The sequence below is a fragment of the Saccharothrix longispora genome, assembly GCF_030852425.1.
Taxonomy (GTDB): Bacteria; Actinomycetota; Actinomycetes; order Mycobacteriales; family Pseudonocardiaceae; genus Actinosynnema; species Actinosynnema longispora.
Genome location: NZ_NSDM01000006.1, coordinates 359,622 through 385,933 on the forward strand (window position 1 = coordinate 359,622; position 26,312 = coordinate 385,933).

At 73.5% G+C, this 26,312-nt stretch carries 24 protein-coding genes; 9 read left to right on the top strand and 15 right to left on the bottom strand.

The window, feature by feature from the left end; genetic code table 11:
• Nucleotides 1–41: 41 nt before the first annotated feature.
• The 3 genes from CKY47_RS16920 to CKY47_RS16930 all read right to left on the bottom strand — a co-directional run bounded on the left by CKY47_RS16920 (nucleotide 42) and on the right by CKY47_RS16930 (nucleotide 3,459).
• On the bottom strand, nucleotides 42–386 hold the full coding sequence (locus tag CKY47_RS16920; RefSeq protein ID WP_306746781.1) for a hypothetical protein: 345 nt from the start codon (nucleotides 384–386) through the stop codon (nucleotides 42–44).
• A gap of 86 nt (nucleotides 387–472) precedes the next feature.
• The gene (locus CKY47_RS16925; RefSeq protein ID WP_306746782.1) at nucleotides 473–2,341 is read right to left on the bottom strand and encodes a 4-alpha-glucanotransferase; all 1,869 of its coding nucleotides are present in this window, start codon (nucleotides 2,339–2,341) and stop codon (nucleotides 473–475) included.
• Between the two features lie 176 nt (nucleotides 2,342–2,517).
• Nucleotides 2,518–3,459, bottom strand: a complete 942-nt coding sequence (locus tag CKY47_RS16930) for a LacI family DNA-binding transcriptional regulator (protein ID WP_306746828.1) — start codon at nucleotides 3,457–3,459, stop codon at nucleotides 2,518–2,520.
• Between the two features lie 121 nt (nucleotides 3,460–3,580).
• Between CKY47_RS16930 and CKY47_RS16935 the strand changes: the two genes are divergently transcribed.
• A complete protein-coding gene (locus CKY47_RS16935) occupies nucleotides 3,581–4,039 on the top strand; it encodes a peroxiredoxin (protein ID WP_306746783.1) in 459 nt (152 codons plus the stop codon).
• A 49-nt stretch (nucleotides 4,040–4,088) separates the two neighbouring features.
• Here the strand turns inward: CKY47_RS16935 and CKY47_RS16940 are convergent, their stop codons facing one another.
• The 6 genes from CKY47_RS16940 to shbA form a co-directional block, all read right to left on the bottom strand.
• Nucleotides 4,089–4,670, bottom strand: a complete 582-nt coding sequence (locus CKY47_RS16940) for a TetR/AcrR family transcriptional regulator (RefSeq protein ID WP_306746784.1) — start codon at nucleotides 4,668–4,670, stop codon at nucleotides 4,089–4,091.
• A gap of 4 nt (nucleotides 4,671–4,674) precedes the next feature.
• Entirely contained in the window at nucleotides 4,675–5,625 is a 951-nt protein-coding gene (locus tag CKY47_RS16945) for an LLM class F420-dependent oxidoreductase (protein WP_306746785.1), read from the bottom strand.
• Nucleotides 5,626–5,729: 104 nt separating this feature from the next.
• Entirely contained in the window at nucleotides 5,730–6,524 is a 795-nt protein-coding gene (locus CKY47_RS16950) for a M23 family metallopeptidase (RefSeq protein ID WP_306746786.1), read from the bottom strand.
• 544 nt (nucleotides 6,525–7,068) lie between these two features.
• Nucleotides 7,069–9,132 (bottom strand): transglycosylase domain-containing protein, encoded by a 2,064-nt coding sequence (locus tag CKY47_RS16955; RefSeq protein ID WP_306746787.1) that lies wholly within the window; start codon nucleotides 9,130–9,132, stop codon nucleotides 7,069–7,071.
• A 331-nt stretch (nucleotides 9,133–9,463) separates the two neighbouring features.
• Nucleotides 9,464–10,519 (bottom strand): PfkB family carbohydrate kinase, encoded by a 1,056-nt coding sequence (locus tag CKY47_RS16960; RefSeq protein ID WP_306746789.1) that lies wholly within the window; start codon nucleotides 10,517–10,519, stop codon nucleotides 9,464–9,466.
• A 22-nt stretch (nucleotides 10,520–10,541) separates the two neighbouring features.
• On the bottom strand, nucleotides 10,542–11,219 hold the full coding sequence (shbA, locus tag CKY47_RS16965; protein ID WP_306746790.1) for an RNA polymerase sigma factor ShbA: 678 nt from the start codon (nucleotides 11,217–11,219) through the stop codon (nucleotides 10,542–10,544).
• Between the two features lie 291 nt (nucleotides 11,220–11,510).
• Between shbA and CKY47_RS16970 the strand changes: the two genes are divergently transcribed.
• Genes CKY47_RS16970 through CKY47_RS16980 form a run of 3 tightly spaced genes read left to right on the top strand, consistent with a single transcriptional unit; the run spans nucleotide 11,511 to nucleotide 13,227 of the window.
• Nucleotides 11,511–12,344 carry an alpha/beta fold hydrolase gene (locus CKY47_RS16970; protein ID WP_306746791.1) on the top strand — a complete coding sequence of 278 codons (834 nt, stop codon included), beginning with the start codon at nucleotides 11,511–11,513 and terminating at the stop codon, nucleotides 12,342–12,344.
• A 33-nt stretch (nucleotides 12,345–12,377) separates the two neighbouring features.
• Entirely contained in the window at nucleotides 12,378–12,563 is a 186-nt protein-coding gene (locus CKY47_RS16975; protein WP_371320679.1) for a helix-turn-helix domain-containing protein, read from the top strand.
• A gap of 4 nt (nucleotides 12,564–12,567) precedes the next feature.
• Entirely contained in the window at nucleotides 12,568–13,227 is a 660-nt protein-coding gene (locus CKY47_RS16980; RefSeq protein ID WP_306746792.1) for a nucleotidyltransferase family protein, read from the top strand.
• Here the strand turns inward: CKY47_RS16980 and CKY47_RS16985 are convergent.
• Both CKY47_RS16985 and CKY47_RS16990 read right to left on the bottom strand, forming a co-directional pair.
• On the bottom strand, nucleotides 13,187–13,768 hold the full coding sequence (locus CKY47_RS16985) for a DivIVA domain-containing protein (RefSeq protein WP_306746793.1): 582 nt from the start codon (nucleotides 13,766–13,768) through the stop codon (nucleotides 13,187–13,189). The genes CKY47_RS16980 and CKY47_RS16985 overlap by 41 nt on opposite strands.
• A gap of 52 nt (nucleotides 13,769–13,820) precedes the next feature.
• The gene (locus CKY47_RS16990) at nucleotides 13,821–14,678 is read right to left on the bottom strand and encodes a lysozyme (RefSeq protein WP_306746794.1); all 858 of its coding nucleotides are present in this window, start codon (nucleotides 14,676–14,678) and stop codon (nucleotides 13,821–13,823) included.
• Between the two features lie 263 nt (nucleotides 14,679–14,941).
• Here CKY47_RS16990 and CKY47_RS16995 point away from each other — a divergent pair, with 263 nt between their 5' ends.
• The 4 genes from CKY47_RS16995 (at nucleotide 14,942) to CKY47_RS17010 (ending at nucleotide 20,168) form a co-directional block, all read left to right on the top strand.
• Entirely contained in the window at nucleotides 14,942–15,436 is a 495-nt protein-coding gene (locus CKY47_RS16995) for a hypothetical protein (RefSeq protein WP_306746795.1), read from the top strand.
• Nucleotides 15,437–15,541: 105 nt separating this feature from the next.
• Nucleotides 15,542–17,674, top strand: coding sequence for a transglycosylase domain-containing protein (locus tag CKY47_RS17000; RefSeq protein ID WP_306746796.1), 2,133 nt, complete (start codon nucleotides 15,542–15,544; stop codon nucleotides 17,672–17,674).
• Nucleotides 17,675–17,768: 94 nt separating this feature from the next.
• A complete protein-coding gene (locus CKY47_RS17005; RefSeq protein WP_306746797.1) occupies nucleotides 17,769–18,509 on the top strand; it encodes an SIS domain-containing protein in 741 nt (246 codons plus the stop codon).
• A gap of 69 nt (nucleotides 18,510–18,578) precedes the next feature.
• Complete coding sequence (locus tag CKY47_RS17010; protein ID WP_306746798.1) at nucleotides 18,579–20,168, top strand: penicillin-binding transpeptidase domain-containing protein; 1,590 nt, start codon at nucleotides 18,579–18,581, stop codon at nucleotides 20,166–20,168.
• Here the strand turns inward: CKY47_RS17010 and CKY47_RS17015 are convergent.
• The 4 genes from CKY47_RS17015 to CKY47_RS17030 form a co-directional block, all read right to left on the bottom strand.
• Nucleotides 20,072–22,039 (bottom strand): ABC transporter ATP-binding protein, encoded by a 1,968-nt coding sequence (locus tag CKY47_RS17015; protein WP_371320680.1) that lies wholly within the window; start codon nucleotides 22,037–22,039, stop codon nucleotides 20,072–20,074. The two genes, CKY47_RS17010 and CKY47_RS17015, sit on opposite strands and share 97 nt — an antisense overlap.
• 456 nt (nucleotides 22,040–22,495) lie before the next feature.
• The gene (locus CKY47_RS17020) at nucleotides 22,496–23,308 is read right to left on the bottom strand and encodes an enoyl-CoA hydratase/isomerase family protein (protein WP_306746800.1); all 813 of its coding nucleotides are present in this window, start codon (nucleotides 23,306–23,308) and stop codon (nucleotides 22,496–22,498) included.
• Nucleotides 23,309–23,374: 66 nt separating this feature from the next.
• Nucleotides 23,375–23,584, bottom strand: coding sequence for a helix-turn-helix domain-containing protein (locus CKY47_RS17025; RefSeq protein ID WP_015103570.1), 210 nt, complete (start codon nucleotides 23,582–23,584; stop codon nucleotides 23,375–23,377).
• A gap of 177 nt (nucleotides 23,585–23,761) precedes the next feature.
• Entirely contained in the window at nucleotides 23,762–25,390 is a 1,629-nt protein-coding gene (locus CKY47_RS17030) for an ABC-F family ATP-binding cassette domain-containing protein (RefSeq protein ID WP_306746829.1), read from the bottom strand.
• A gap of 144 nt (nucleotides 25,391–25,534) precedes the next feature.
• Between CKY47_RS17030 and CKY47_RS17035 the strand changes: the two genes are divergently transcribed.
• A complete protein-coding gene (locus CKY47_RS17035; RefSeq protein ID WP_306746802.1) occupies nucleotides 25,535–26,308 on the top strand; it encodes an SDR family oxidoreductase in 774 nt (257 codons plus the stop codon).
• Nucleotides 26,309–26,312 lie beyond the last annotated feature (4 nt).

The following is a 26,312-nucleotide window of genomic DNA, read 5'->3' on the forward strand; positions in this document are numbered from 1 at the left end:
CTCCGGACGAGCTGAGACTTACCGACCCCTACCGTTTTCGGTCACGGTCGGGCGGCGTGGGACCTGGTGAGCTGCCCGCGTGCCGCGACCAGCAGCAGGCGGGCTTCCTGGAGCTCCAGGTAGCGCAGGTGCTCGGCGGCCGCCTCGGCGCAGGCCACCGCCTGGCGGAGGGCCGCGTCGGCGCCGGCGTCGGTGCGGCGCAGGGCGTCCCGCAGGGACTCCTCCGCGTGGTGGGCGCCCGACCGGGCATCCGCGGGGTCGGACGGCCGCACCGCCGCGAGGACCCTCTCGACGGCGACTTCGAGCGCGTCGCCGGGGGCCGACGGGATCATCTGCTCGGGCAACTCGGGCAACAGCCCGGTGCGGGACACCAGCTCGGTGTTCACGGGTGAACGCCACCTCCAACCATGACGGGTGACTGCCAGACCATACTCCGCAGGTGGGCGACCCGCGGTGACGCGCTCGTCGCGGATCACCGGCCACGCCCCGCCGCGAGCGCCGCCGCTACCCGACGCACACCAGGGTCCTCGAACAACCCGTCGAGCGCGACCGGGAGCGGGATGCGCCAGTTGGGGTACTGGTCCGTGGTCCCCGGCAGGTTCGGCTGCCGGGTCTCCCCCAGCGCATCCTGGGGTGACGTCAGCACCAGCACCGAACGGGCCTTCGCGAGGAGGGCGTGGAAAGCGGCAACCAGGTCATCGGCGGGCACACCCTCTTGTCCGAGCAGTTCGACCAACTCCGCGCGCTCGCGCGCGGCTGCCTCGTATTCCCCGTCCACGGACCCTTCAAACTGCCCCAGTTCGGCCCGCACCCGAACGTGTTCCGCGGTCAGGAAACCGGCGGCCGTGGGCAGGTCGTGCGTGGAGATGCTCGCCATGGTCGAGGCGGTCCACTTCCCCGGCGGGATGAGCGGGTGGCCGGGCAGCTCCCACTCGCGCTGGAACCACAGCACCGCGGAGCTGAGCATGCCGTTGCGGTGCAGCGCCTCGGTGACCTTCGGCTCGACCGTGCCCAGGTCCTCCCCCACCACGACCGCGTTCGCCCGGCTCGCCTCGACCTTGAGCACGGCGAGCATCGCGTCCGCGTCGTAGTGCACGTACGTTCCGCGCGTGGGCGGCTCGCCCGGCGGGATCCACCACAGGCGCCACAGGCCGGCCACGTGGTCGATGCGGATGCCGTCGGCGTGCCGCAGCACGCTGCGCACCACCTGGCGGAACGGCTCGTAGCCCTGCTCGGCGAGCCGGTCGGGCCGCCACGGCGGCAGGTTCCAGTCCTGGCCGAGCTGGCTGAACGCGTCGGGCGGCGCGCCCACCGTGACGTCGGCGGCGAACGCGTCGCGCACCGCCCACGTGTCCGCGCCGCCGGGGTGCACGCCCACCGGCAGGTCGTGCACGACGCCGACCGCCATGCCCGCGTCGCGGGCGGCCCGGCGCGCGTCGTCGAGCTGCCGCTCGCACAGCTCCTGGAGCCACGCGTGGAACGCCACCCGCTCCGGGTCGGGGGTCGCGGTGGCGGGGTCGCGCTGCTCCTCGGGCCACTCGCGCCAGTCCGGGCCGTGCACCTCGGCCAGCGCGCAGAACCGGGCGAAACCCTCCAGCTCGCCCTCGGGCGCCCGGTGCTCGACCCGCTGCCAGAGCAGCTCCAGCGCGCGGGCCTTGGCGGTCCACACGGCGTCGTAGTCGATCAGCTCGGTGTCGTTGCCGGGGTTGAGGGCGTCGATCTCGGCGCGCAGCTCCGGCGGGGCGTCGCGGTAGGCCGGGACGTCCGCCACCCGCAGGTAGAGGGGGTTGGCGTAGCGGCGGCTGGCCGGTGAGTACGGCGAGCGCTCGACCGGCGTGGTCGGGCTGACCGCCTGCACCGGGTTGACCAGCAGCACGCCCGCGCCCAACTCCTCGGCGCTGCGCCGGGCCAGGGTGGCGAGGTCGGCGAAGTCGCCCATGCCCCACGACCCGGTCGAGCGGGCCGCGTACAGCTGGAGCATCCAGCCCCACGCGCGCGGCACCGGGTCGAGGCGTGCGGGGGCGACGATGACGGTGCGGTCGCCCGCCCGGTGGTAGCCCACGGGCAGCGCGGCGGGCAGCTCGCGCGTGCCGCCGTCCTCCAACCGGACCGTCCCGGGCCCGTCCAGGACCTCGCCCTCGGTGAGCACCACGGTGCGCGGCGGCCGCTTCGGCGCGTCGAGGGCGCGCCGGACCGCCTCGGGTGTGGAGGCGTCCACGTCGAGTTGGGCGAGGACGGCCACCACGACGTCGGCGTCGACGTCCGCGCGGCGCTGCCCGGCGTCCTCGTAGTGGGTGGCCACGCCGTGGGCCTCGGCCAGTGCCGCGAGCTCGTCGTCCACGCTGGACAGCTTCGTCTCCTCTGCCGGTGCGCGGCCAGGCCGGTAGGGCCTGGTCACCCGATGGTTGCAGGAAGTTCCCCGTGGTTAATGGCCCGGTTGCGCCACCGTCAAACCAGCTCCGCCGAACCAGCCCTGTCGGACCGGCCCTGTCGGACCGGATCGGCGCCCCGGCGGCTTCACCCGGCGGGGTCGTGGGACAGGGGGCCGGTGGAGTCCCGCTCGACCAGCCGCGGCCCCGGTCCGCGCTGCTCCGCGTCCTCCTCGCCGCGCAGGGCGGCGAGGAGGACGCGGACGGCGTGCTCACCGCGCTCCCGCCAGGCGCCCTCGACGGCGGTGATGCCCATCGCCCGGGTCAGGTCGGCGCCCTCCAGGCTGAGGACCGACACGTCGCCCGGCACGGCCCGGCCGTCGCGGCGCAACCGCAGCAGGGCACCCAGCGCCACCTCGCCGCTGGCGCTGATCACCGCTGTCGGCAGGCGTTCACCGTCCAGCAGCACCTCGGCCACCTGCTCGCCGCCGGGGACCGTCGGCGACGACCACAGCGTCCACTCGGGACGCACCCGCAGCCCCTCGGCGACCAGGGCGGCCTCGTGCGCCTCGTCGACGTCCTCGCCGAGCACCAGGGCCACGTCGTGGTGCCCGAGGCCGGCCAGGTGGCGGGCGGCCAGGCCCAGCGCCTCGCGCAGGTCGTCGGGGCCGACCGCGACCACCGGCACGGCGAGCGCGGCGAGCGCGGCGTCCTCGGTGGCGGTGAGGCCCACGCTCAGGGCGAGCACGCCGTCCACGCGCCTGCCGAGCGGGAGCAGCTCGTCCTCGAAGAACCTGGTCCGCGCCGCGTCGTCGCGCAGCCCGTAGAGCAGCACGTCGTAGCCGGCCTGCCGCAGCGCGCCCTCCGCGCCGGCGAGCAGGTCGCCGCGCGCCACGTCGGCGGTCAGCACGGCCACCGCGTACCGCCTGCCGCCCGCGAGGCTCGACGCGTCCCGGGCGATCGCGTACCGCATGCGCTTGGCGACCTCGGTCACGTACCGGCGGGTGGCCTCGGACACCCCGGGCTCGCCGCGCAGCGCCCGCGACACCGTGGCGGCGGACACCCCCGCGGCGCGCGCGACGTCGGACATGCTCGTCAATTCGACACCTCCCGACCTGGTACGAGCCTAGCGAGAACCGTACGGTTGACCCCGCGCGACGTGATCGACACCCGTTCGACCCCTCCCGACCGACCTGTGGAAGGACGCCGCGATGAAGCCCGGCGACGTGGTCCCCGATTTCACCCTCCCCGACCAGGACGGCACGCCGCGTTCCCTGTCGTCGCTGCTGGCGGACGGCCCGGTGGTGCTGTTCTTCTACCCGGCTGCGATGACGGCCGGCTGCACGGCGGAGAGCTGCCACTTCCGCGACCTGGCGGCCGAGTTCGCCGAGGTCGGCGCGCAGCGGGTGGGGATCAGCACGGACGCGGTGGAGCGGCAGAAGGAGTTCGCCACCCGGCACGCCTTCGACTACCCGCTGCTGTCCGACGCGGACGGCGGCGTCGCGGCGGGGTTCGGCGTCAAGCGCCGCTTCGGCCCGCTGCCGGTGAAGCGGCACACGTTCGTGATCGACACCGACCGGACCCTGGTCGAGGTGATCAGGTCGGAGTTCGCCATGAACGCCCACGCGGACAAGGCCTTGGCCGTCCTGCGCGACCGCGACCGGCGCTGACCGCCCGCCCCCGGGCGGCCGGGGGCCGGGTGGTCGAGGGCCCGGCCGGTCAGGGGCGCAGGCCGGCCAGGACGAAGTCCGCGATCTCGGTCCCCAGCCCGGCGGGCGACTTGGGGCCGTCCGGCCGGTACCAGGTCGGCAGCTGGTTGACCACGCCCAGCGCGATGAGCACGACGGTGTCGGCGGGGACGCGGTCGCCGAACACGCCGCCGCGCTGCCCGCGCTCCACCACCTCGCGGAACGTCTCGTGGTAGCGCCGCCGCTCCGCCCGGAACTCGGCCATCCGCTCCGCGTCGAGGCGGTGCATCTCGCGCACGAACACGGCGGTCTCGTCGACGCTCTCCGCGGTGGTCTCCACCAGGCTGACCAGGATGCGCCGGACCGCCGCCCCCGCGTCCAGCCCCTGGGCGACGATCGCGTCCAGCTCCGCCATCTGGCGGCCGATCAGGGACCGGTAGATCTCCAGGAGCAGGTCGTCCTTCGACCCGAAGTAGTGGTAGAGCGCGCCCTTGGTGACCGACGCCGCCTCCACCACCTCCTGCACGGTCGTCGCGTCGAACCCCTTCGCCGCGAACAGCCGCACGGCCGCGCCGACGATGCGCTCCGGCGTGGCCCTGGTCCCGCGTGCCACCGCGTCAGACCCCCGGTGCCAGGGCACGCACCAGGTCGCGCTGGTCGGCGCCCGTGGGCAGCAGGGCGATGACCGGCGTGTCGACCCCGTTGGCGGCGTACCGCGCGACGTGCGCGCGGCACTCGTCGACGCTGCCGTGCACGACCAGCTGGTCGACCACCTCGTCGGGCACGAGCGCGCCGGCGCCGCGCCGGTCGCCCGACGCCCACGCCTCGTTCATGGGGCGCAGCGCCTCGCCCCGGCCCAGCCACTCGTGGAAGGCCGCGTAGGCGGGCACGGTGAGGTACGTGCTGATCAGCATGCGCCCCAGCGCGCGCGCCGCGTCCGCGTCCTCGGTCGGGCAGACGAAGATCCGCGCGGCCAGCTCGCCCCGGCCCAGCTCCTCGCGGACCCTGGGCACGTCGTCCGCGCCGAGCCAGTTGGTGATGGCGCCGTCGGCCTCGCGCCCGGCCAGCCGCAGCATGCCCGGCCGCAGCGCCGCCAGCATGATCGGCACGGGTCGCTCGGGCGCGCGCTCCAGCTTGAAGCCGCGCACGGCGAACGTGTCGTACTCCCGCGTCACCTTCTCACCGGCCAGCGCGGCCTTGAGGAAGCGCAGCGTGTCCCGGGTCCGCTTGAACGGCTCGGCGAACTCCACGCCGTTCCACCGCTGCACGATGGCGGGCGACGACGACCCGATGCCCAGCACGAACCGCCCGCCGGACACCTCGGCGAGGGTGGCGGCCGTCATGGCGAGCGTCGCGGGCCCGCGCGTGTAGACGGGGGCGATCGCGGTGCCGAGCCGGAGCGTCGGCGCCCACTGCGCGGCCAGGGCCAGCGGTGTGAACGCGTCCGTGCCGGCGGTCTCGGCCGACCACACGTCGGTGTAGCCCAGGTCGGCCAGTTCGGCGACCGACTCCCGGTGGTCGAGCACGGGCACCCCGGTCAACGGCAGCGTGATTCCCCAACGGCCCACTGTTCGCCTCCTCAGCTCCCGGCCACCGTACCGCAGGTACCGACCAGTCGGTATGCCGGAGCGGACTCGACGGGGGTCGCCGAGCCCGCTCCGGTGCGGAGGTGTCAGAGGGCGATGCCGCGCTCGCCGAGCCACCCGATCGGGTCGATCTTCTGCGAGCCGCCGATCCACACCTCGAAGTGCAGGTGGGGGCCGGTGGACTGGCCGCGGTTGCCCATGGTGGCGATCTGGTCGCCGGCGGCGACCCGCCGGCCCTGCGGCACGAGGATCTCGTTCACGTGGCCGTAGATCGTGATGGTGCCGTCGTCGTGCTGGACGCGCACCCACAGGCCGAAGCCGGAGGCGGCTCCCGCCTCGACCACCACGCCGTCCTGGACGGAGAGGATCGGGGTGCCGATGGCGTTGGCGATGTCCACCCCGTAGTGGGTGGTGCCCCACCGCGCGCCGAAGCCGGACGTGAACGCGCCCTGGGCCGGCTTGACGGCCTTCGGGCGCGCCGCGACGGCGGCAGCGGCCTGCTCGGTGGCGATCCGCGCGTTCTCGGCGTCCTGCGCGTCCTTCACGGCCTGCGCGTCCGCCGCCGCCTGGGCGTCCTTCGCGGCCTGCTCGTCCTGCTGCCGCTTCAGCTCGGCCTGGCGGGCGGTGTAGCCGTCGGACGCCTGCTTGATCGCCCGGTCCACGTGCTGCCGCGCGTAGAGCGCCTCGGACCGCATGAGCTTCGCGGCCTCCAGTCCGGGCTCGATGGTGTGAACCGTCGCGACCGGGGTAGCCCGGGGTGCGGAGCCGTGGACGAGGGCGGCGGCCAGTTCGGGGCCGGCGCCGAGGGGGATGAACCGGGTGTCGCCGGAGTCGGAGCCGAAACCGCCGGCCGCGCCGACACCGGTGGTCAACGTGCCCACCGCGACGACCGCGGCCGCGACGCGACCGGTGACGGGGAGCCTGTCGCAATCCGCGCGGTGAGCGCCGGATCGGCCGGTGGTCCTCGGGGGAGCCGCGAACGCGCGGCGACCACTGGCCTTCGAATGCCGAGCCAAGGTTGTGCCTTCCTGCATCGGGGAGCCCGGTCCGGGGACGCCTGGCGGGGGAACCAGGGGGAGCCGCTTTCGGGGAGCGGCTCCGTGTCCCTTTGGTGACCGAACCGTGACATGCGGCAGGGAACGTAACCGGAGGTAACCGGGAGAGGCAAGCTTCGGCGCAACTCCTGGGCATTGTTCGTGAGATACCCCACTTATGACTACTCTTCGTGTTCAGATACGCGCAGGTTCCGCAACGTGCCGTTATGGAACGCGGTGATCGGGTCGGGAGAAGTGCAGGTCGGGGGCCGCGTAGCACGGGTTCCTGTGAGACGGCGGGCGCGAACGCGACAGGACCCGCGCCACGAGCGGCGCGGGTCCTGTCGACGATCTCGGTCCCGGCGTGGTGGACAGCCGGTGACCAGCGGTTCTAGCGGTAGCGGGGGTCCACCGGCGGGAGCTGCTCGACGGGCTTGCCGTCGTGGATCACCCGCATCGCGTTGAACCAGGTCGGCGCCGCCACCTGGCCGCCGAAGACGCCGCCCGCGTCGTTGGTGCCGCACAGGCGGGGCGGACTGCCGCTGCAGATGACCTGCGGCGCGACGCCGTCGGTGAAGGTCATGACCGCGCCGGCGTACTGCGGGGTCGCGCCCATGAACGCCACCGACCAGTGGTTCTCGGTCGTGCCGGTCTTGCCGATCATCGGGCGGTCCCAGCCGGCCGCTGCGGCGGCGGCCGTGCCACCGGGCTTCGTGTCCGCGCTCATGCCGTTGGCCAGGGCATTCGCCACCTCGGGCGCCACGGCCTGGTCGCACGCGGCTTCCTTGAGCTGCACGGGCTTGCCGTTGCGGTCCGTGACCTGCTCGACCGGCGTCGGCGGGCACCACTTGCCGCCGCTCATGATCGTCGCGGCCACGTTCGACAGCTCCAGGATGCTGGTCGGACCGGCGCCCAGGGTGAACGAGCCGCTGTTGTCGCGCTTGTAGACGTCGCCCTGCGACGGGCCGTTGGAGCCGTCCGCCTTGAGCGGGTCGCCGGCGTTGTTCACGCCCTGCATCGACTCGCGCAGGCCGAGCCGGTGGGCCATGTCCACGACGTTGTTCAGGCCGGCCTTCTCCTCCAGGATGATGAACCCGGTGTTCGGCGACTGCGCGAGCGCCTGGGTCAGGCTCATCTTCTCCGGGTACTTGCCGGAGTTCTTGACCGTGTAACCCTTGTTGCCGTCCTTGTAGACCCGGGACGTGTAGGTCTCCGGCACGTCGATCTGCCGGTCGATGCCGGTCACGCCCCGCTCCAGCGCGGCGGCCGCGGTGAACACCTTGTAGATCGAGCCCGCGCCGAACTTCGTCACCTCGGCGGGGATGGAGTAGGCGCTCTGCCCGGCCTCGGCGTTGTTGCCGAAGTCGCGGTTGGCCGCCAGCGCCCGCACCCGGTGCTTGTCCGCGCCCGGCTGCACGACGGCCATCGCGTTGGCCACGCCCGGCTGGGTCTTGGGCACCTGGGACTCGGCGGCTTCCTTCGCGGCGCGCGTCGCGATCGGGTCCATGGTGCTGTGGATGGTGTAGCCGCCGCGCAGGATCTCGTCCACGGGCAGGCCCGACCGGTCGAGGTAGTCCACCAGGTAGCGGCAGAAGAAGCCGTAGACCGGGCCGTCGCCCGCGCCGACGCAGCCGTTGGGCAGCAGCCTCAGGTTGGGCACGACGCCGATGTCGGCGGCCTTGGCCTCGTCGGCCTTCTCCTTGGCGGCCTTCTCGTCCGAGCCGAACGCGCCGTTCTCCAGCATCTTGTCGATCACGGTGTTGCGCCGCTTGATCGCCGGGTCGGGGTCGGCGCCCGGGTTGAGCCGGCTCGGCTCGTTGACCAGTCCGGCCAGCATCGCGGCCTGCGGCACGGTCAGCTTGTCGGGCGTGGTGTCGAAGTACGTGCGGGCCGCCGCGCCGACGCCGTAGGTGCCGTTGCCGAACGGGACGACGTTGAGGTACGCGGTGAGGATCTCGTCCTTCGTCATCTTCTGCTCGAGCTGCGTGGCGATGCGCGCCTCGCTGATCTTGCGGCCGATCGTCGCCTCGGTGGCCTTCTCGTAGGCCTCCTCGGAGCCCTTGCCGACGACGAACGCCAGGTAGTTCTTCACGTACTGCTGGGTCAGCGTCGAGGCGCCCTGGGACGTCTCGCCGTCCACGCCCGCCTTGGCGGCGGCGCGGGCGATGCCCTGCCAGTCGACGCCCGCGTGGTCGAAGAACCGCTTGTCCTCGATCGCGATGATCGCGGCCTTCATCGTGTCGGCGATGCCCTCGGACGGCACGGGGATGCGGTACTGGTCGTACAGGTACGCGATGGGCTGGCCGTTCATGTCCAGCACGGTGGACACGAGCGGCAGCTCCGCCTCGGTCAGCTCGGCAGAGGTCTGGTCGACGGTGTCGGCCGCCCGGTTGGAGGCCAGCCCGAGGCCGCCCACCACGGGGAAGAGCAGCGCCGCGAGGAGCACCCCCGCCATGAGGCACAACCCCGCCAACTTGACCAGACCTGTCGCGCGCGCGGCGAACACTGAACCAGCAACCCCTTCCACAACCCCGCGGGATACCCCCGTTGACTAAGTCGCACGACGACCACCGCAGGTTGCTCGCGGGCGAGGAGGAAAATCACGGGGTCGATCTTCGACGACAGTCGTCGAAGTTACTCCTGCCCGATCCGGGCCGGTCCGAAACCCCGCCGTGCCCGGACGGACGAGCCGCCCGGGCACGGCGGGTGACCGACCTCACCTCGCGCGGCGGCACCGGACACCGCCCCCGGTGTCGAACACGCGTTCGAGGGACGCGGGGTGGCGATCAGGTGGAGCGGAGCCGTATCGTCGCGCTCGCCCGCCGCACCTCGGCGCCCGCGCCGTGCGGCAGCACGTCCTCCAGGAACCCGTACGGGCGCAGCTCCGGCTCGCCGCGCCGCGACACGGTCCGCCACCAGGCGGCGATGTCGCCCCACCCCGGCGCCGACAGCGAGCCGCCGAAGTGCTGGACCGACAGCGCGGCGCACAGGTTCGCGAACCGCACCCGGTGCTCCAGCGGCCACCCGGCGAGCGTGCCGAGCACGAACCCGGCGCCGAACACGTCGCCGGCACCGGTGGAGTCCAGCGCGGCCACGTTGAGCCCCGGCACGTCCACCTGCTCGCCGGTGGACGAGTCGACCGCGACGGCTCCCCCGCCGCCGCGCGTCACCACCACGACGGGCACCTGCTCGGCCAGCGCGGCGGCGGCCCGCTCCGGCGTGTCGCTCCTGGTGTAGTGCTGCGCCTCCACGTCGTTGGGCAGGAACACGTCGTAGCCGTCGAGCCGCCGCAGCAGTTCGGGCGCCCACACCCCGGTGCGGTCCCAGCCGATGTCGGCGAACAGCAGCGCCCCCCGCTCCTTGGCCGCCCACACCCACCGCTCGTCGTCCGCGCCGACGTGCACGAACGCGGCGCGGGTGCACGGCGGCGGGTCGAGCATCTCGTCGGCGGACACGGGCGGCCGGTGGCCGTGGGTGACCATGGACCGGTCGCGGTCCATCGCCATGGACACGGTGACCGGCGAGTGCCAGCCGTAGAACCGGCGGCAGTGGCCCAGGTCGACACCCTCCTGATCGGCGAGGACCTCCCAGCAGAAGTCGCCGTAGGCGTCCTCGCCGAACGCGGCGGACAGCGCGGTGCGCAGCTGGAGCCGGCTCAGCGCAACGGCGAGGTTGGCGATGCCCCCGGGGCACGAGCCCAACCCTTCGGCCCACACCTCCGTGCCCGGTGCGGGCGGCCGGGGCAGGCCGGTGAAGATGATGTCCAGGAACACCGTCCCGGACAGCAGCACGTCGAACTCGGGCTCGGGCAGGGGCGGGTGCGGTGGCGACGGCGGTGCCATGCCCACACGATGCCAGGCGCGTTCAGCCGTCGACAGCCGCGAACATCTCGCGCATTCGGGCCAGGGCCCGGTGCTGGGCGACCCGCACGGCGCCGGGCGTGGAGCCGACGGCGGCGGCGGTCTCCTCGGCGGACAGGCCCACGGCGACCCGCAGCACGAGGATCTCCCGCTGTCTATCGGGCAGCTTCCGCAGCAGCTGCGTGATGTGGCCGATCATCTCGCCGTTCACGGCCCGCTGCTCGGGGCCGTCCTCCGGCGCGGGGGTGTCGGGCAGTTCGGGCACGACCTCGGAGCGGCTGCGCACCGCACGTCTTCGGGCGTCGGCGACCTTGTGCGCGGCGATGCCGTAGACGAACGCCAGGAACGAGCCGGGCTCGTACTTGTACTTGCCCAGCGCCGACACCACGGCCAGGCACACCTCCTGGGCGATGTCCTCGGCGGACACGAGCGTGCGCTCGCGGGAGCCCACGCGGGCGCGGCAGTAGCGCAGCACGAGCGGCTGGATGCGCGCCAGCAGCTGCCCCGTGGCGCGCGGGTCGCCCGAGAGGGCCTCGTCCACCAGTTCGGCCAGCTCGGCCTCGGCCAACCACTGGGCCGTCACCCGGTCGGTCCCCCCTCCGGCCACCAACCTCACCCCGGGACGGCCGGGGGCCCCGACACCGACCTCGACGTCAGCTCGCACGGATGCGTGTTGCACCATCCGGCGACCTCCTCCACGTTCGCATGCCTTCCGGCCCACCCCGGCTCACTGATGAGGAGCACGAACGGGCACTCCTGATACGAAATCCGCCAAAGCTGACCACGATCGTGGTCCGCATGGTGGGAACAGCACCCGACCGAGGGAGGATATGAGCCGTTCGGCTCAATGCCGAGGACCGTTGCCTCACCCTGCCGAACCGCGTGCCGCCCGGGTGGCCCAGGCGTGACCCCGCTGCGGAGCACGGGAGGATGTCCGGACGAGCGACCGGCCGACGGAGGGGACTGGACCACGGTGATCGAGCAGCTGGGTGTGGAGACCGACGAGGGCGTGTTCGACGCGATCGCCGCGGGCCCGGAGGACGGCCGCCCGGTGCTGTTCCTGCACGGCTTCCCGGAGGCGGCGGTCGAGTGGGAGCACCAGGTGGCGGCGCTGGGCCGCGAGGGGTTCCGGGCGGTGGCGTTCGACCAGCGCGGCTACTCGCCGGGCGTGCGGCCGGAGCGGCCCGCCGACTACGGGATCGAGGCGCTGGTCGGGGACGTGCTCGCGGTGGCCGACTCGCTCGGCTGGTCGACCTTCGACCTGGTGGGGCACGACTGGGGCGGCGCGGTGGCGTGGTGGGTCGCGGAGGGGCACCCGGAGCGGCTGCGCACGCTGGCCGTGGTGTCGACGCCGCACCCCGGCGCGCTGGCCGAGGCGCTGCGCACCGACGAGGACCAGCACCTGCGGTCCGGCTACATGACCGAGTGGCGCAACTCGAACACCGAGCGGCGGATGCTCGCCGACGACGCCGCCGCGCTGCGGCAGATGTTCGAGTGGCGGGTGCCACCGAGCCGCGTCGACGAGTACGTGCGGCGGCTGTCCGAGCCGGGCGCGCTGACCGCGGCCCTCAACTGGTACCGGGCCGGGCGGCCCGGCGGGAGGGCCGGGAAGGTCCCGGTGCCGACGCTGTACGCGTGGAGCACGGAGGACGTGGCGTTCGGCTCGACGGCGGCGCTGGCGACCGGCGACTGGGTGACCGGGCCGTACCGGTTCGAGATGCTGGAGGACGTGTCGCACTGGGTGCCGGAGCAGGTCCCGGAGCTGCTCGCGTCACTCCTCCGGGAGCATCTCTCCTCGTGGATTTGAACCGCTGACGGTGCGCTGCCCGTGTTCCCGGGTATGACGGAGTTGACCTACTCGGAGCGCAGGGTCGCGACCCTCGCCGCGTGTGGCCACAGCAACCGGGCGATCGCCATGCGGTTGCACATCACCGTGAGCACGGTGGAGCAGCACCTCACCAGGGTCTACCGGAAGCTGGCCGTGGCCAGCCGCAACGAGCTGAAGGGGCACCAGGCCCTAGTGTGACCCCGTGCGGGTCGTGGGGTTGCTGCTCGCCGCGGGCGCCGGGCGGCGCTTCGGCGCGCCCAAGGCGCTGGTGTCGTCGGACGGCGTGCCGTGGGTCGACCGGACCTGCGCCGTGCTCGACGCCGCGGGCTGCGCCCCCGTCGTCGTGGTGCTCGGCGCGTCCGCGCCCGAGGTGCGGGAACGGGCGTCGCTGGCGCGCCGCGTCGTCGTGGACAACCCCGACTGGGCCACCGGCATGGGCTCGTCGCTGCGGGCGGGCCTGGCCGTGCTGCCCGGGCTGGGCGCGGACGCCGTCGTCGTGCTGCCGGTGGACACGCCCGGGGTCACCGCGGCGGCCGTCGCGCGGCTCGTGGCCCTCGCGTCACGGACCGCGCTGGCGCGCGCCTCCTACGGCGGCGCGCCGGGCCACCCCGTGCTGATCGGCGCCGACCACTGGGCGGGTGCGGCGGCGTCGGCGACCGGCGACGCGGGCGCGCGCGACTACCTGCGCGCGCACCGCGCCCTCGACGTGCCGTGCGGTGACGTGGCGGACGGCGCGGACGTGGACCGGCCCGAGGACCTGCCCACCGCTCCCGACCTCCCGCAATCCGACCTCCTGCGGCCAGGTCCCCGCGGCCCGGGGTTCAGTCCTCGGGCCGCACCACCGGCAGCGGACCCGAGGTGACGCGGGGTCCCGGCAGGTCGAGCGGCCGGTCGATGGCGGTGGGCGCGGTGTCGGCGGTCCACCGGTCGGGCACGTCGGGGCGCCCGGCGCCGGCCAGCAGGGCCTGCGCCTCGGCCGTGGCGGCCCGCACGATCTCCCGCGCCCGCTCCTCGGCCTCGGCGAGGCGGCGCTGCGTTTCCTGCTCGGTCTGGTCGAGCAGCACCACCTGCCGCCGGGCGACCTCCTCGGCGCGCTTGAGCATCTGCTCGCTGCGCTCGCGGGCGTCGGTCTCGAACGCGTCGGCCTTCTGCCGTGCCACGTGCATCAGGTAGCGGATGCACCCGGACACCGCGTTGTCCTTGGCGTAGCCGGCGTGCAGCACGCGGTACTCGCCCAGCTCGCTGCGGGCCTCCTCCAGCTCGCGGGTCAGGTCGTCGACGGTGGCGCAGGCCGCGTCCCGGTCGATCCGCAGCACCTCCAGCTCCTGGCGCAACCGCTCCAGCTCGGCGTTCACCTCGCCCCGGTCGTAGCCGCGCCACCGGGTGGGGAAGGACGTGCTCACGGGGAACTCGTCGATGTGCATGGCGTGCCGCCGTTCCGGCCGAGGCCGCGGGTCAACCCCTGGCCAGTGCCAGGAGGTCGTCCGGCGTGCCGTTGAACAGGTTCTGGTCGATCGGGGTGGACGAGTGCTGCCAGATGGCGTGCGCCGCCCACGGGTGCGGCAGCGGGCCGACGCTGTCCGCGTACCGCGCCACCCACACCGGGCTGGCGCTGAAGTCGCCGGCCCGACCGGTGCACCGGTCCCACCACAGCGTGGACGTGTAGATCATCGGGGCGCGGCCGGTCCGCGCCCGGTAGGTGTCGGTGAACTGCCTGATCCAGGTCACCATGGCATCCGGCGCGAGGCCGTAGCAGGTGTCGTCGCCGTAGGGGTCGTACTCGATGTCCAGCGCGCCGGGCAGCGTCGCCCCGTCGGCGGTCCAGCCGCCGCCGTGGTCGACGAAGTAGTTCGCCTGGGTGACGCCGTCGGACCGGTCGGGCAGCGCGAAGTGGTAGGCGCCGCGGCGCATGCCGACCCGGTGGGAACCGTGGAACTGCTGGTCGTAGTACGGGTTGCGGTACCCGGTGCCCTCGGTGGCCTTGACGTAGGCGAACCGCTTGCCCTGGGCCCACCAGTGGTCCCAGTCCACGTCGCCCTGGTGGCTGCTGACGTCCATGCCGGCGACGGTCGGGCCGGTGGTCGTCAACGCCGTCACGCCGGCCATGACGCCCTCGTGCAGGGCGATCTGCGAGCCGGCCGCGTGGTCCTCGCCCTCCTCGGCCTGCCGTGCGGCAGGCCGGGGGACCTGCTGCCGGTCCACCACCCCGGCGCGGTCGGCCCCCGCGTGGCCGGCCCCGGCGGGCTGTCCAGTGAGACCGACCGCCGTGAGGCAGAGCAGGACGAGCGCGGTCACCCATCTGTGCCTTTGCATCGGACGTTCCTCCCTGGGACGCGGACTTCTCCCCCGCGGCACGCCTGCTCGCCGTGCCGTGGTGCTCGGTCCCGGCTACCACCGGCCGACTCGGCTGCAACGCGAAAACAGTTTTGCCACCCGTCCGAATGACACCTTCAGCATTTCCGGCGCACCGGTGGTCACCACTCGCGTCGGTCAATTCCACGTGGCGGTGAACATCGGTGTGCGGAACTCTGTTTGTGGGCACTCACCGGATGCGCAACGCACGAGAGGTGAGTGCCATGAGCCGAGTCGACTGGGAGCCGTTCATCGAGTCGCTGCACGAGGCCGCCGGGGTGTGGGACCGGACGCTGGCGTGCCGGGCCGACTTCGGCGTCGCGCTGGGCGACGAGGACCCGCCGCGCGTCGTGCCGATCACCGAGGAGCAGGCGGAACGCCTGATGAGGGCGGTGGCGTTCCTGGCGCGGCGGCTCGGCGCGGCCGCCGAGAGCGTGGTCTACGCGACGGCCGAGCGCCGGTTGGCGGGCGACGACCGCGACCCCGGTGTCGAGGCGGACGCGCTGTCGCTGACCGCCCTGCACGCCGCCGCGATGCGCCACGCGGCCGACCTGGCGAGCGCCGCGTCCACCCGCGCGGAACCGCGCCGCGACGCGCCGGAGGTCATTCCGGACGCGCCCGCGAGCGTTTCCGGGATCGTGCCGGAGATCATTCCGGAGATCGTTCCCGAGGTCGTTCCGGCGGACGCTCCCGCCGGCACCCGGTCCGACGCAGCGTGACGTTCCGCGCCCGCGCTGACGATTTCCACCCGGGGGTGTCGCTGATTGCGGTGAACCCGTTCCGACCGGGGTTTTCCCTCCCGGGACGCGGCCGACCCCCGGGCCATGCGCACCGCGGACAGCATCGCCAAGCTCGCCGGTCTCTGCCTCGTGGCGGGCCTGTTGGTCGCCGGGATGGCGCTGCCGGTCGTGGGCGGCGCGGGCCTCGCGTCCAACCGCGTCAGCGACCAGGTCGCCGCCACCTCGGTCCGGCTGCTCGACCAGCCGCCGCCGCTGATGACGACGGTGACCGACGAGGACGGCGTGCCGTTCGCCTACCTCTACGACCAGTACCGGGTGCTCACCCCGTCCGACCGGGTGGCGCAGGTGATGAAGGACGCGCTGATCTCGGCCGAGGACCGCCGGTTCTACGAGCACGCCGGGGTCGACTGGCTGGCCACGGTCCGGGCGGCGATGCGCAACCAGTCGGAGGGCCAGGTCACCCAGGGCGCGTCCTCGATCACCCAGCAGTACGTGAAGAACTACCTGGTGCACGTGCTGGAGCGGGAGGACAAGGGCGGGCAGGCCGAGGCGCAGGAGCAGACGATCACGCGCAAGCTGCGCGAGGCGCGGATCGCGATGCACGTGGAAGCGGAGCTGACCAAGGACGAGATCCTCACCCGCTACCTGGACGTGGTGCCGTTCGGCGGCACGATCTACGGCATCGCGGCGGCGTCGCAGGCGTACTTCGAGACGACGCCCGACAGGCTGACCGTGCCGCAGGCGGCGCTGCTCGCGGGCCTGGTCAACAGCCCGACGTTCCTCGACCCGGAGGCCCGCCCGGACAAGGCGGTCGAGCGGCGCAACACGATCATCGACCTGATGGCGGACAACGCGAAGCTGTCGCGCGAGCAGGCCGAGGTCGCCAAGCGCGCGCCGCTGGGCCTGGCCGACCCGGTGCGCCCGCTGCCCACCGGCTGCGTCGGCTCGGGGCCCGAGGTCGGGTTCTTCTGCTCGTACGTGGTGAACTACCTGACCACCAACGGGTTCGACCTGGAGCAGCTGAAGGTCGGCGGCTACACGGTGCGCACGACGCTGGACCGGTCGTTGACGCAGCAGGCGAAGCAGGCCGCCGAGGCGCAGGTGCCGAAGACGACGCCGGGCATCGCGAACACCGCGGCGATCGTGCGCCCCGGGCGCGACCGGCACGAGGTCGTGGCGCTGGTCGCGAACCGCGACTACGGGCTGAAGAAGGAGGAGTTCCAGACCCAGTTCGACCTGCCGAGCGCGGTGGAGAACAAGTTCGGGGCCGGGTCGGTCTACAAGGTGTTCACCGCGGCGGCGGCGCTCGACAAGGGCATGGGCATCGAGACCGTGATCGAGACGCCCAACAGCCACGTGTCGCGGGTGTTCCGGGGCGGCGCGCCGTCCTGCCCGTCGACCGGCGAGCAGGCCACCTACTGGTACTGCCTGTCCAACCACGACAGCTCCTACCCGCCGCGGATGACGCTGAAGCAGGCGCTCGCGACCTCGCCCAACACGGGGTTCGTGATCCTGGAGGAGAAGGTCGGCCTGGCCGCGGTGATCGACATGGCGCGGCGGCTGGGGATGCGCGAGACGCTGTCGACGAACATCGCGGGCGTGCCGCCGAACCCGGAGGCGGAGCGGCAGGACCTGCGCGTCTCGCAGGCGGAGTTCTACGAGTCGGCGGGCAACGCCTCGTTCACGCTGGGCCCCGCGCCGACGAACACCCTGGAGCTGGCGAACGTCGCCGCCACCATCGCCTCCGGCGGCCGGTGGTGCCGGCCGACGCCGATCCTGCGGGTGACCGACCGGTACGGCCGGGAGGTGCCGGTGACCGAGCCGCCGTGCGAGCAGGCCGTCCCGGAGGCGCTGGCGAACGCCCTGGCCGTGGGCCTGTCGGAGGACGACCAGGAGCGCGGCACGGCCGCCGCGGCGGCGAAGCAGTACAACTGGACCAGGCCGGCGCTGGGCAAGACCGGCACGACCGAGGAGTACAAGTCGGCGGCGTTCATCGGGGCGACCCCGGACTTCGCGGGCGCCGTGCAGGTCTTCAACGACGGCGTCACGCCGCGCGGCATCTGCGTCGAGGGCGGCCCGCCCCGGCTGTGCGCGGAGGGCGACATCTACGGCGGCACGCTGCCCGCGCGGACCTGGTTCGACTTCATGACCAAGGCGCACGAGGGCCTGCCGGAGAAGCCCCTGCCGCAGGTGGAGCCCCGTTACCTGCGGCCCTGAGCCGCCGCGTCGGCCGCACCCCCTGGCGGGGGCGTGGGACGATCCGGTAGGACTGCGACCGACACAGTTGGTACAGACCACCGGAGGCGACCGCATGACGACCGAGACGGTGACCGGGTCGGACTACGGGGACGTCGTGCGCACCCACCTGACCAGGGTGGAGCAGCAGAACGCGGCGGCCCTGGACGACGTGGCCGAGCTGGTGCTGGCCAGCGTGCGGGCGGACGGCATGGTGCTGGCGGCGGGCGCGGGCCACTCGCTGGCCGCGGTGGCCGAGACGTTCTACCGGGCGGGCGGGCTGGCGTGCGTGCGCCCCGTCTACCACCCGGAGCTGCTGCCGATGCACGGCGCGGTGAGCAGCACGTCCGCCGAGCGCCGCTCGGGCCTGGCCGCCGAGGTGCTGCGCGAGACGCGGCCGGCCGCGCACGACGTGCTGTTCGTGTTCTCCACCTCCGGCGTGAACCCCTACCCGGTGGAGCTGGCCGGGCTGGCCGCGGACGCCGGGTGCCCGGTGGTGGCGGTGACGTCGGTCGCGGCGAGCGCGCTGGCGCCCCGCCGGGCGGGCACGACGCTGGCCGAGAACGCGACCGTCGTGCTGGACAACATGGTGCCGCCCGGCGACGCGACCTACCCGCCCGCGAACCCGGTGACGGCGGCGGTGTCGACGCTGGCCACCACGTTCCTGTGGAACCTGGTCATGGTGCGGCTGTTCGACAAGGCCGGCGAGGCCGGCGTGAGCCTGCCGCTGTGGCGCAGCGCCAACGTCGAGGGCGGCGACCAGGCCAACGCCGACCTGCTGCGCAAGTACCAGACCAGGGTGCCGCAGCTGGGGTGAACGTCCGCCGGATCTTCGCGAATTCCCCACACGAACCGGTTAATCTCCGGCGGGACAGGGGGGTTCGACATGAAGACGGGGACGAAGCGCTGGGTGCTGGCAGGCGGGGGCACGGCCGCGGTCGCGGCGGTCGTGGTGGGCGCGCTGCTGGTGTGGTCGGGCGGCGAACCCGCGGCCGGACCCGCGCGGGGGACGGCGGAACGACCGGAACGGGTGAGCCCGGCAGAGGTCGCGCGGCAGTTCATGACCGCCGTGGCCACCGGCCAGGCGGCACAGGCGGCGGCGCTCACCGACGCGGCCGACGCGGCGGGCGCGGCCATCACGAGGACGACGCAGGGCATGCCGGGCATCGGGTTCCACGCCCGCCTCGCCCCGGGGCCCGCCGTGCCCGCCGGCGGGACCGGCACCTCGATCGACGCCGACGTGACGTGGACGCTGCCCGGCGGCGCCCCGCTCGCCTACCGCACGACGGTGGACCTGCGGCTGGTCGACGACACGTGGCGCGTCGCGTGGTCGCCGACCCTGCTGCACCCGCGGCTGACCGAGGGGCAGAGCCTCGCCTACGGCGCGCTCCCCGGTGACGGGGCGCTGCTCGACCGCACCGGCGCACCGGTCGCCGAGGGCTTCGCGCCGGTCGTCATGGGGTCGGTGCGCCGGGCCGTCGGCCCGCTGACCGGCACACCCGGCTGGCGGGTCACCGCCGTCGACGCCGCGGGCGCCCCCGCCGCCGTGCTGCACGAGCAGCAACCGCAGGTCGCCCCGTCGGTGACGGTGACGCTCGACCCGGCCACGCAGGCCGCCGCGCAGGCCGCCGTCGACGGCGTCGGGCAGGCGGCCGTGCTGGTCGCGGTCCAGCCGTCGACCGGCGAACTGCTGGCCGTGGCGCAGAACGCGGTCGCCGACGGTCAGGGGCCCATCGCGCTGCAGAACTTCTTCGAGCCGGGGTCGACGTTCAAGGTGGTCACCGCGACCGCCGCGCTGACCGCCGGCACCGCGAACGCCGACACGCCGCTGGACTGCCCCGGCGCGGCGACCATCGGCACCCGGCGCATCACCAACGAGGACTCGTTCGAGCTGGGCACCGTGCCGATGCGCCGGGCGTTCGCCGCGTCGTGCAACACCAGCTTCGGCAAGCTCGCCGCCGACCTGCCCGCCGACGCGCTGCCCACCGCCGCCGCCTACTTCGGGCTGATGTCGGACTTCACCGTCGCGGGCATCACCACGAACACCGGCAAGGTCCCCGCCGCCGGGTCGACGGCCGCGCGGGTCGAGGCGGGCATCGGCCAGGGCGAGGTGCTCACCACGCCGTTCGGCATGGCGCTGGCCGCGGCGACCGTCGCGCAGGGCCGCACGCCGGTGCCGCTGCTGCTGCGCGGCACCCCCACCGAGGGGCGGCAGCCGCCCGCCCTGCCCGGCGGGGTGGTCACCGCGCTGCGGTCGATGATGGCCGAGGTCGTCACCGGCGGCACCGCGCGGGAGCTGGCCGGGTTCGCCGGGGTGCGCGGCAAGACCGGCACCGCCCAGTTCGGCGACGGCACGAGGTCGCACGGCTGGTTCATGGGCTACCGCGGCGACCTGGCGTTCTCCGTGCTGGTGGTGGACGGCGGGTCGTCGAAGGTGGCGGTCGGCGCGACGGCGGCCTTCCTGGGCGGGCTCTGAGCCGGCCCGGGAACCGGCTCCGGAACCGGTTCCCGGGCATCGGGGTCGTCGAACTGGGTGCGGTACAGCTCGGCGTAGCGGCCGTCGGCGGCGAGCAGCCCGGCGTGCGTGCCGCGTTCGACGACCCGGCCGGCTTCGACGACGAGGATCTGGTCGGCGGCGCGGACCGTGGACAGGCGGTGCGCGATCACCAGGGCGGTCCGGCCGCGCAGCGCCTCGGTGAGCGCGGCCTGGACGGCGGCCTCGGACTCCGAGTCGAGGTGCGCGGTCGCCTCGTCCAGGATCACCACGCGGGGGCGGGCCAGCAGGAGGCGGGCGATCGTGAGGCGCTGGCGCTCGCCACCGGACAGGCGGTAGCCGCGTTCGCCGACGACCGTGTCGAGGCCGTCGGGCAGCGAGTCGACGAGGGTGTCGAGGCGGGCCCGGCGCAGCGCGTCGCGCAGCTCGTCGTCGGTGGCGTCGGGGCGCGGGTAGCGGAGGTTGGCGCGGATCGTGTCGTGGAAGAGGTGCCCGTCCTGGGTGACGACGCCGACCGCGCCCCGGACGCTGTCCGACGCGAGTTCCCGCACGTCGACACCGGACAGCCGGATCGCGCCGGAGTCGACGTCGTAGAGGCGCGGGACGAGGGAGGCGATCGTGGACTTGCCCGCGCCCGACGAGCCGACGAGCGCGACGAGCTGCCCGGGTTCGACGGTGAAGCTGATGCCGTGCAGCACCTCCTCGCCACCACGCGCGTCCAATGTGGACACGTCTTCGAGGGAGGCGAGGGACACCTTGTCGGCCGACGGGTAGGCGAAGCGCACGTCGTCGAACTCCACCCGCACCGGCCCGTCCGGCAGGTCCGCCGCACCCGGCCGGTCCTTGATCATCGGGTCGAGGTCGAGGACCTCGAAGACGCGCTCGAACGACACCAGCGCGGTCATGACGTCCACGCGCGCGTTGGCGAGGGCGGTGAGCGGCGTGTAGAGGCGGGTCAGCAGCAGCGCGAGCGACACGACCGTGCCCGCCGCCAGGTGGCCGGTGAGGGCGAGGTAGCCGCCGAGGCCGTAGACCAGGGCCTGGGCGAGGGCCGAGACGAGGGTCAGTCCGGTGAGGAACCAGCGGGTGGCCATCGCGGTGCGCACGCCGATGTCCCGGACGCGCTCCGCGCGGTCGGCGAACTCGCGCAGCTCGGCGCCCGGTCGGCCGAACAGCTTGACCAGCGTCGCGCCCGGCGCGGAGAAGCGCTCCGTCATCTGCGTGGTCATGCCCGCGTTCAGGGTCGCCGCCTCCCGCTGGAGGTCGGCCATCCGCGCACCCATCCGCCGGGCCGGGAGGACGAAGACCGGCAGGAGGAGCAGCGCCAGCGCCGTGACTTGCCACGAAAGGGTGAACATCACGCCCAGTGACAGCCCCAGTTGGATGACGTTGGTGACGACACCCGACAGCGTCGACGTGAACGCCCGCTGAGCGCCGATCACGTCGTTGTTCAACCGGCTGACCAGCGCCCCGGTGCGCGTGCGGGTGAAGAAGGCGACCGGCATCCGCTGCACGTGCTCGAACACGGCCCGCCGCAGGTCGAAGATCAGCCCCTCCCCGATGCGCGCCGACTGCCACCGCTCGACCAGCCCGAGCCCCGCGTCGACCACCGCGATGAGCGCGATCGCCACCGCCAGCCACACGACCACGGACACGTCACGGCCACCGACGACGGCGTCCACCACCCGCCCCGCCAGGACCGGGGTGCTCACCGCCAGCACCGCGGACACGACCGTGAGCAGCAGGAACAGCGTCAACCGCCGCCGGTGGGGCCGGGCGAACCCCCACACCCGCCACACCGTGGCCCGCCGCACGCCGCGAGGTGCTTCCGACGCCCGCATGGCGCTGCGCATCAATCCCCAGGAACCGTCCACGTCAGACAGGAACGCCCGCAGACCCCCACCGCTTCCCGCCGGCCCACTTCCCGGCCGCGTCCCGGCACCCGCGTTCCGGCACCCGCGCCCGGGCCACCTCACCCCGGCGTCCTCCCCCGGGCACCGGGGGGTGTCGCGCACCGACCGGCACCCGGCGCCGCCCGGACAGTGCCGGGCACCCGGGCACTGCCGGGCACCCGGACGGCGCCGGCGGACGCGCCCGGTCGGCGGTGCCGCCGGCCAGGGCGGTGGTCAGGCTCCCGGGACGGCGGTGGGCCCGGCGGCAGGCGGGCGGCGTGGCGGGCGGCGTAGGTGGTGATGGGGCCGTGGTCGTTTCGGCGTCGATTCTCTCAACCGATGATCGGGACCCCTGTTACGTACATGTCCGGGCCGATGATCACCCGATCGTGCCGAGCGGTCGGCCGTGACCTGCCGTTATCGGCGGCCGGTCAGGGCGGCCAGTTCGGCCAGGCGGCGGAGTTGGGCCGTGCGCTCGGCGGCCAGCTGCTCCTCGTCCGTGGCGCCGTCGGCGGCCGACGCCAGGAGGGCCAGGGTTTCGGTGACGGCTCCCGGCAGGGGGCGGAGGACGGCGGCGGCCAGGGTGTTCACCGCTTCGTCCAGGTCCTCGCGCGGGACCACGGTGTTCGCCAGGCCGATGCGGTGGGCTTCCTCGGCGCCGACCCGGCGTCCGGTCAGGCAGATGTCCGCCGCGCGAGAGTAGCCGACCAGGCGGACCAGGGGCTGGGTGCCGCCGAGGTCCGGGACCAGGCCCAGGCCGGTTTCGGCCATGCAGAACTGAACGTCGTCCGCGGCCACGCGGAAGTCGCACGCCAGGGCGAGCTGGAAGCCCGCGCCGATGGCGTGCCCGTGCACCGCGGCGATCGTCACCCTCGACGGGTCGCGCAGCCAGGAGAAGCCGCGCTGGAACTCGGCGATCAGGGCAGCGCCTTCTTCCGGACCCCTGCGGGTGATCTCCGCGAGGCCCGGTTCGTCGTCGACCGGCTCACCGGTGAACATGCGCCGGTCCAGACCCGCGGAGAAGGCGCGACCGGAACCCCGGACGACCACGAGGCGGACGTCCGGGCCCAGCTGCTCCCCGATCGTCCGCAACGCCACCCACGTGGACGGCGTCTGTGCGTTGAGCACGTCGGGACGGTCGAGCGTGATCGTCGCGCGCGCCCCGTCCACGACGAGCCGCACGCCTCCGCGTTCCAGCAGGCCGGCGTCGATGGCGGTCGGTGCCGACATGGGTGGACCTCCGGGTTTCGTCAGGCGCCGTCTCTCCTCGACGCCGTGGGGTTACCGGAGGGTAGCTTACTTCTTCTTCGTGCGGGTGGCGCCACCGCGACCGCGCAGCTGCACACCGGATTCGCTGAGCACCCGGTGCACGAAGCCGTAGGAGCGCCCGGTGGACTCGGCCAACGCCCGGATGCTCGCGCCCTTTTCGTACTTCTTCTTCAGGTCAGCGGCCAGCTTGTCCCGCGTGGCGCCGGTGATCCGGGCGCCCTTCTTCAGGTCAGCCACCTTGTCCCGCCTTCCGTAGACAGCAGGTCGGGCCTTCGTAAGCCCCTGTCGTCGCAATGATCGAACACGACGAGCAAGAACGCCAGGTGATCAAGCGAAATGATCGGCGAGCGGTCGTGGGGTGACACACAGCCGATCAATGCTCACTTCGAGGTGTAAAACGCGAAAACCCTTGGCTCAAGCCAATTGCACGAGCTCCAGGTACTCCGCGGACCAGTGATCCTCCGTGCCGTCGGGGAGAAGGATCACCCGCTCGGGCTCAAGCGCTTCGACGGCCCCCGGGTCGTGGGTGACGAGCACGACGGCGCCCTCGTAGCGGCGCAGCGCGTCGAGCACCTGCTCGCGGCTGGCCGGGTCGAGGTTGTTCGTCGGCTCGTCGAGCAGCAGCACGTTCGCCGCGCCGGAGACCAGGCCGGCGAGCGCCAACCGGGTCTTCTCACCGCCGGACAGGGTGCCCGCGGGCTGGTCCAGCTGCTCGCCGCTGAACAGGAACGTGCCCAGCAGCGACCGCAGCTGCTGCTCCTGCACGTCGGGCGCGGCGTGCCGGATGTTCTCCCACACCGACGCCTCGTGGTCGAGCGTCTCGTGCTCCTGGGCGAAGTAGCCGAGCTTGAGGCCGTGACCGGCCACGACCTCGCCCGCGTCGGGCGTCTCCATGGACCCGATCAGCCGCAGCAGGGTCGTCTTGCCCGCGCCGTTGAGGCCGAGGATCACCACGCGCGACCCCCGGTCGATGGCCAGGTCGACGCCGGTGAACACCTCCAGCGAGCCGTAGGACTTGCTCAGCCCCTCGGCGGTCAGCGGGGTGCGGCCGCACGGGGCGGGCTGCGGGAAGCGGATCTTGGCGACCTTGTCGGCCTGGCGGGTCTCCTCCAGGCCGGAGAGCAGCTTCTCGGCGCGGCGGGCCATGTTCTGCGCGGCGACGGCCTTGGTGGCCTTCGCGCGCATCTTGTCGGCCTGCGCCATCAGGGCGCCGGCCTTCTTCTCGGCGTTGGCGCGCTCGCGGCGGCGGCGCTTCTCGTCGGCGGCGCGGGCTTCGAGGTACTTCTTCCAGCCCATGTTGTAGATGTCGACCTCGCCGCGCGTGGCGTCGAGGAACCACACCTTGTTGACCACGTCGTCGAGCAGTTCGACGTCGTGGCTGATCACGACCAGGCCGCCGTCGTGGCTCTTGAGGAACCCGCGCAGCCACGCGATCGAGTCGGCGTCGAGGTGGTTGGTGGGCTCGTCGATCAGCAGGATCGTGCTGGACTTCGCACCGACGCCCGCCTCGGAGGCGGCGAACAGGATGCGCGCCAGCTCGACGCGGCGGCGCTGACCACCGGACAGGGTGCGCAGCGGCTGGGCGAGGACCCGGTCGGCGAGGCCGAGGTTGGAGCAGATGCGGGCGGCTTCGCTCTCGGCCGCGTACCCGCCGAGGGCGGCGAACCGCTCCTCCAGCCGCCCGTACTTGCGGACCGCGGCCTGGAGCTCGCCGTCGTCCACCAGCTCCGCCATGGCGGACTGCATCTTCTCCATGTCGCGGAGCAGCTGGTCCAGGCCGCGGGCGGAGAGGACGCGGTCCTTGGCGATGACGGACAGGTCGCCCTCGCGCGGGTCCTGCGGCAGGTAGCCCAGCTCACCGGTGCGGCGCACCTCACCCGCGTAGGGCTGGCCCTCGCCGGCCAGGACGCGCAACGACGTGGTCTTGCCCGCGCCGTTGCGGCCGACGAGGCCGATGCGGTCGCCGGGCTGCACGCGCAGCGTGGCGTCGGACAGCAGGATGCGCGAACCCGCGCGCAACTCGAGATCGGTCGCGGTGATCAAGGTCATACTCCGGGGTGTGGTGGTCAGGCGGGGTCGACGGCGCAGCTCGCGCGGGACCTACTCGATCAAGACGACCACATGACCAGTCTACGGGGTGACCGCCACCTCGTTAACGACGTGTGGCCATCGGCATAGATTGCGCCCATGACTACGGACTTCACGGGCAGGGCGGCCCTGGTCACGGGCGCCAGCCGGGGCATCGGGCACGGGATCGCGGCGGAGCTGCTGGCGGGCGGCGCGTCGGTCGCGATCACCGGGCGCAAGGCGGAGGCGCTGGCCGCGGCGGCCGAGGCGCTGGTGACCACGACGGGGGTGTCGCCGGACCGGGTGCTGGCGGTGCCGGGCAACGCGGGCAGCGCCGAGGACCGGGCGCGGGCCGTGGACGCGGTCATGACGCGCTTCGGCCGGCTGGACGTGCTCGTCAACAACACCGGCATCAACCCCGTGTTCGGGGCGTTGGTGGATGCCGACCTGGACGCGGTGCGCAAGATCTTCGACGTCAACGTGATCGCGGCGCTCGGGTTCGTGCAGCTCGCGTGGAAGGCGTGGATGCAGGAGCACGGCGGGGCGGTCGTGAACATCGCGTCGGTGGGCGGGCTGCGGTCGACGGGCGTGATCGCGGCGTACGGGGCGAGCAAGGCCGCGCTGATCCGGCTGACCGAGGAACTGGCGTGGCAGCTGGGCCCGAAGGTGCGGGTGAACGCGGTGGCGCCGGCGGTGGTCAAGACGCGGTTCGCCGAGGCGCTCTACACCGGGCGCGAGGAGGAGGCGGCGGCCGGTTACCCGATGAAGCGGCTCGGGACGCCGGAGGACGTGGCGCGGCTGGTCGCGTTCCTGGCCTCGGACGCGGCGGAGTGGATCACCGGCGAAACGGTTCGGGTCGACGGCGGGCTGCTCGCCACCGGCACCCTCGGCTGACACC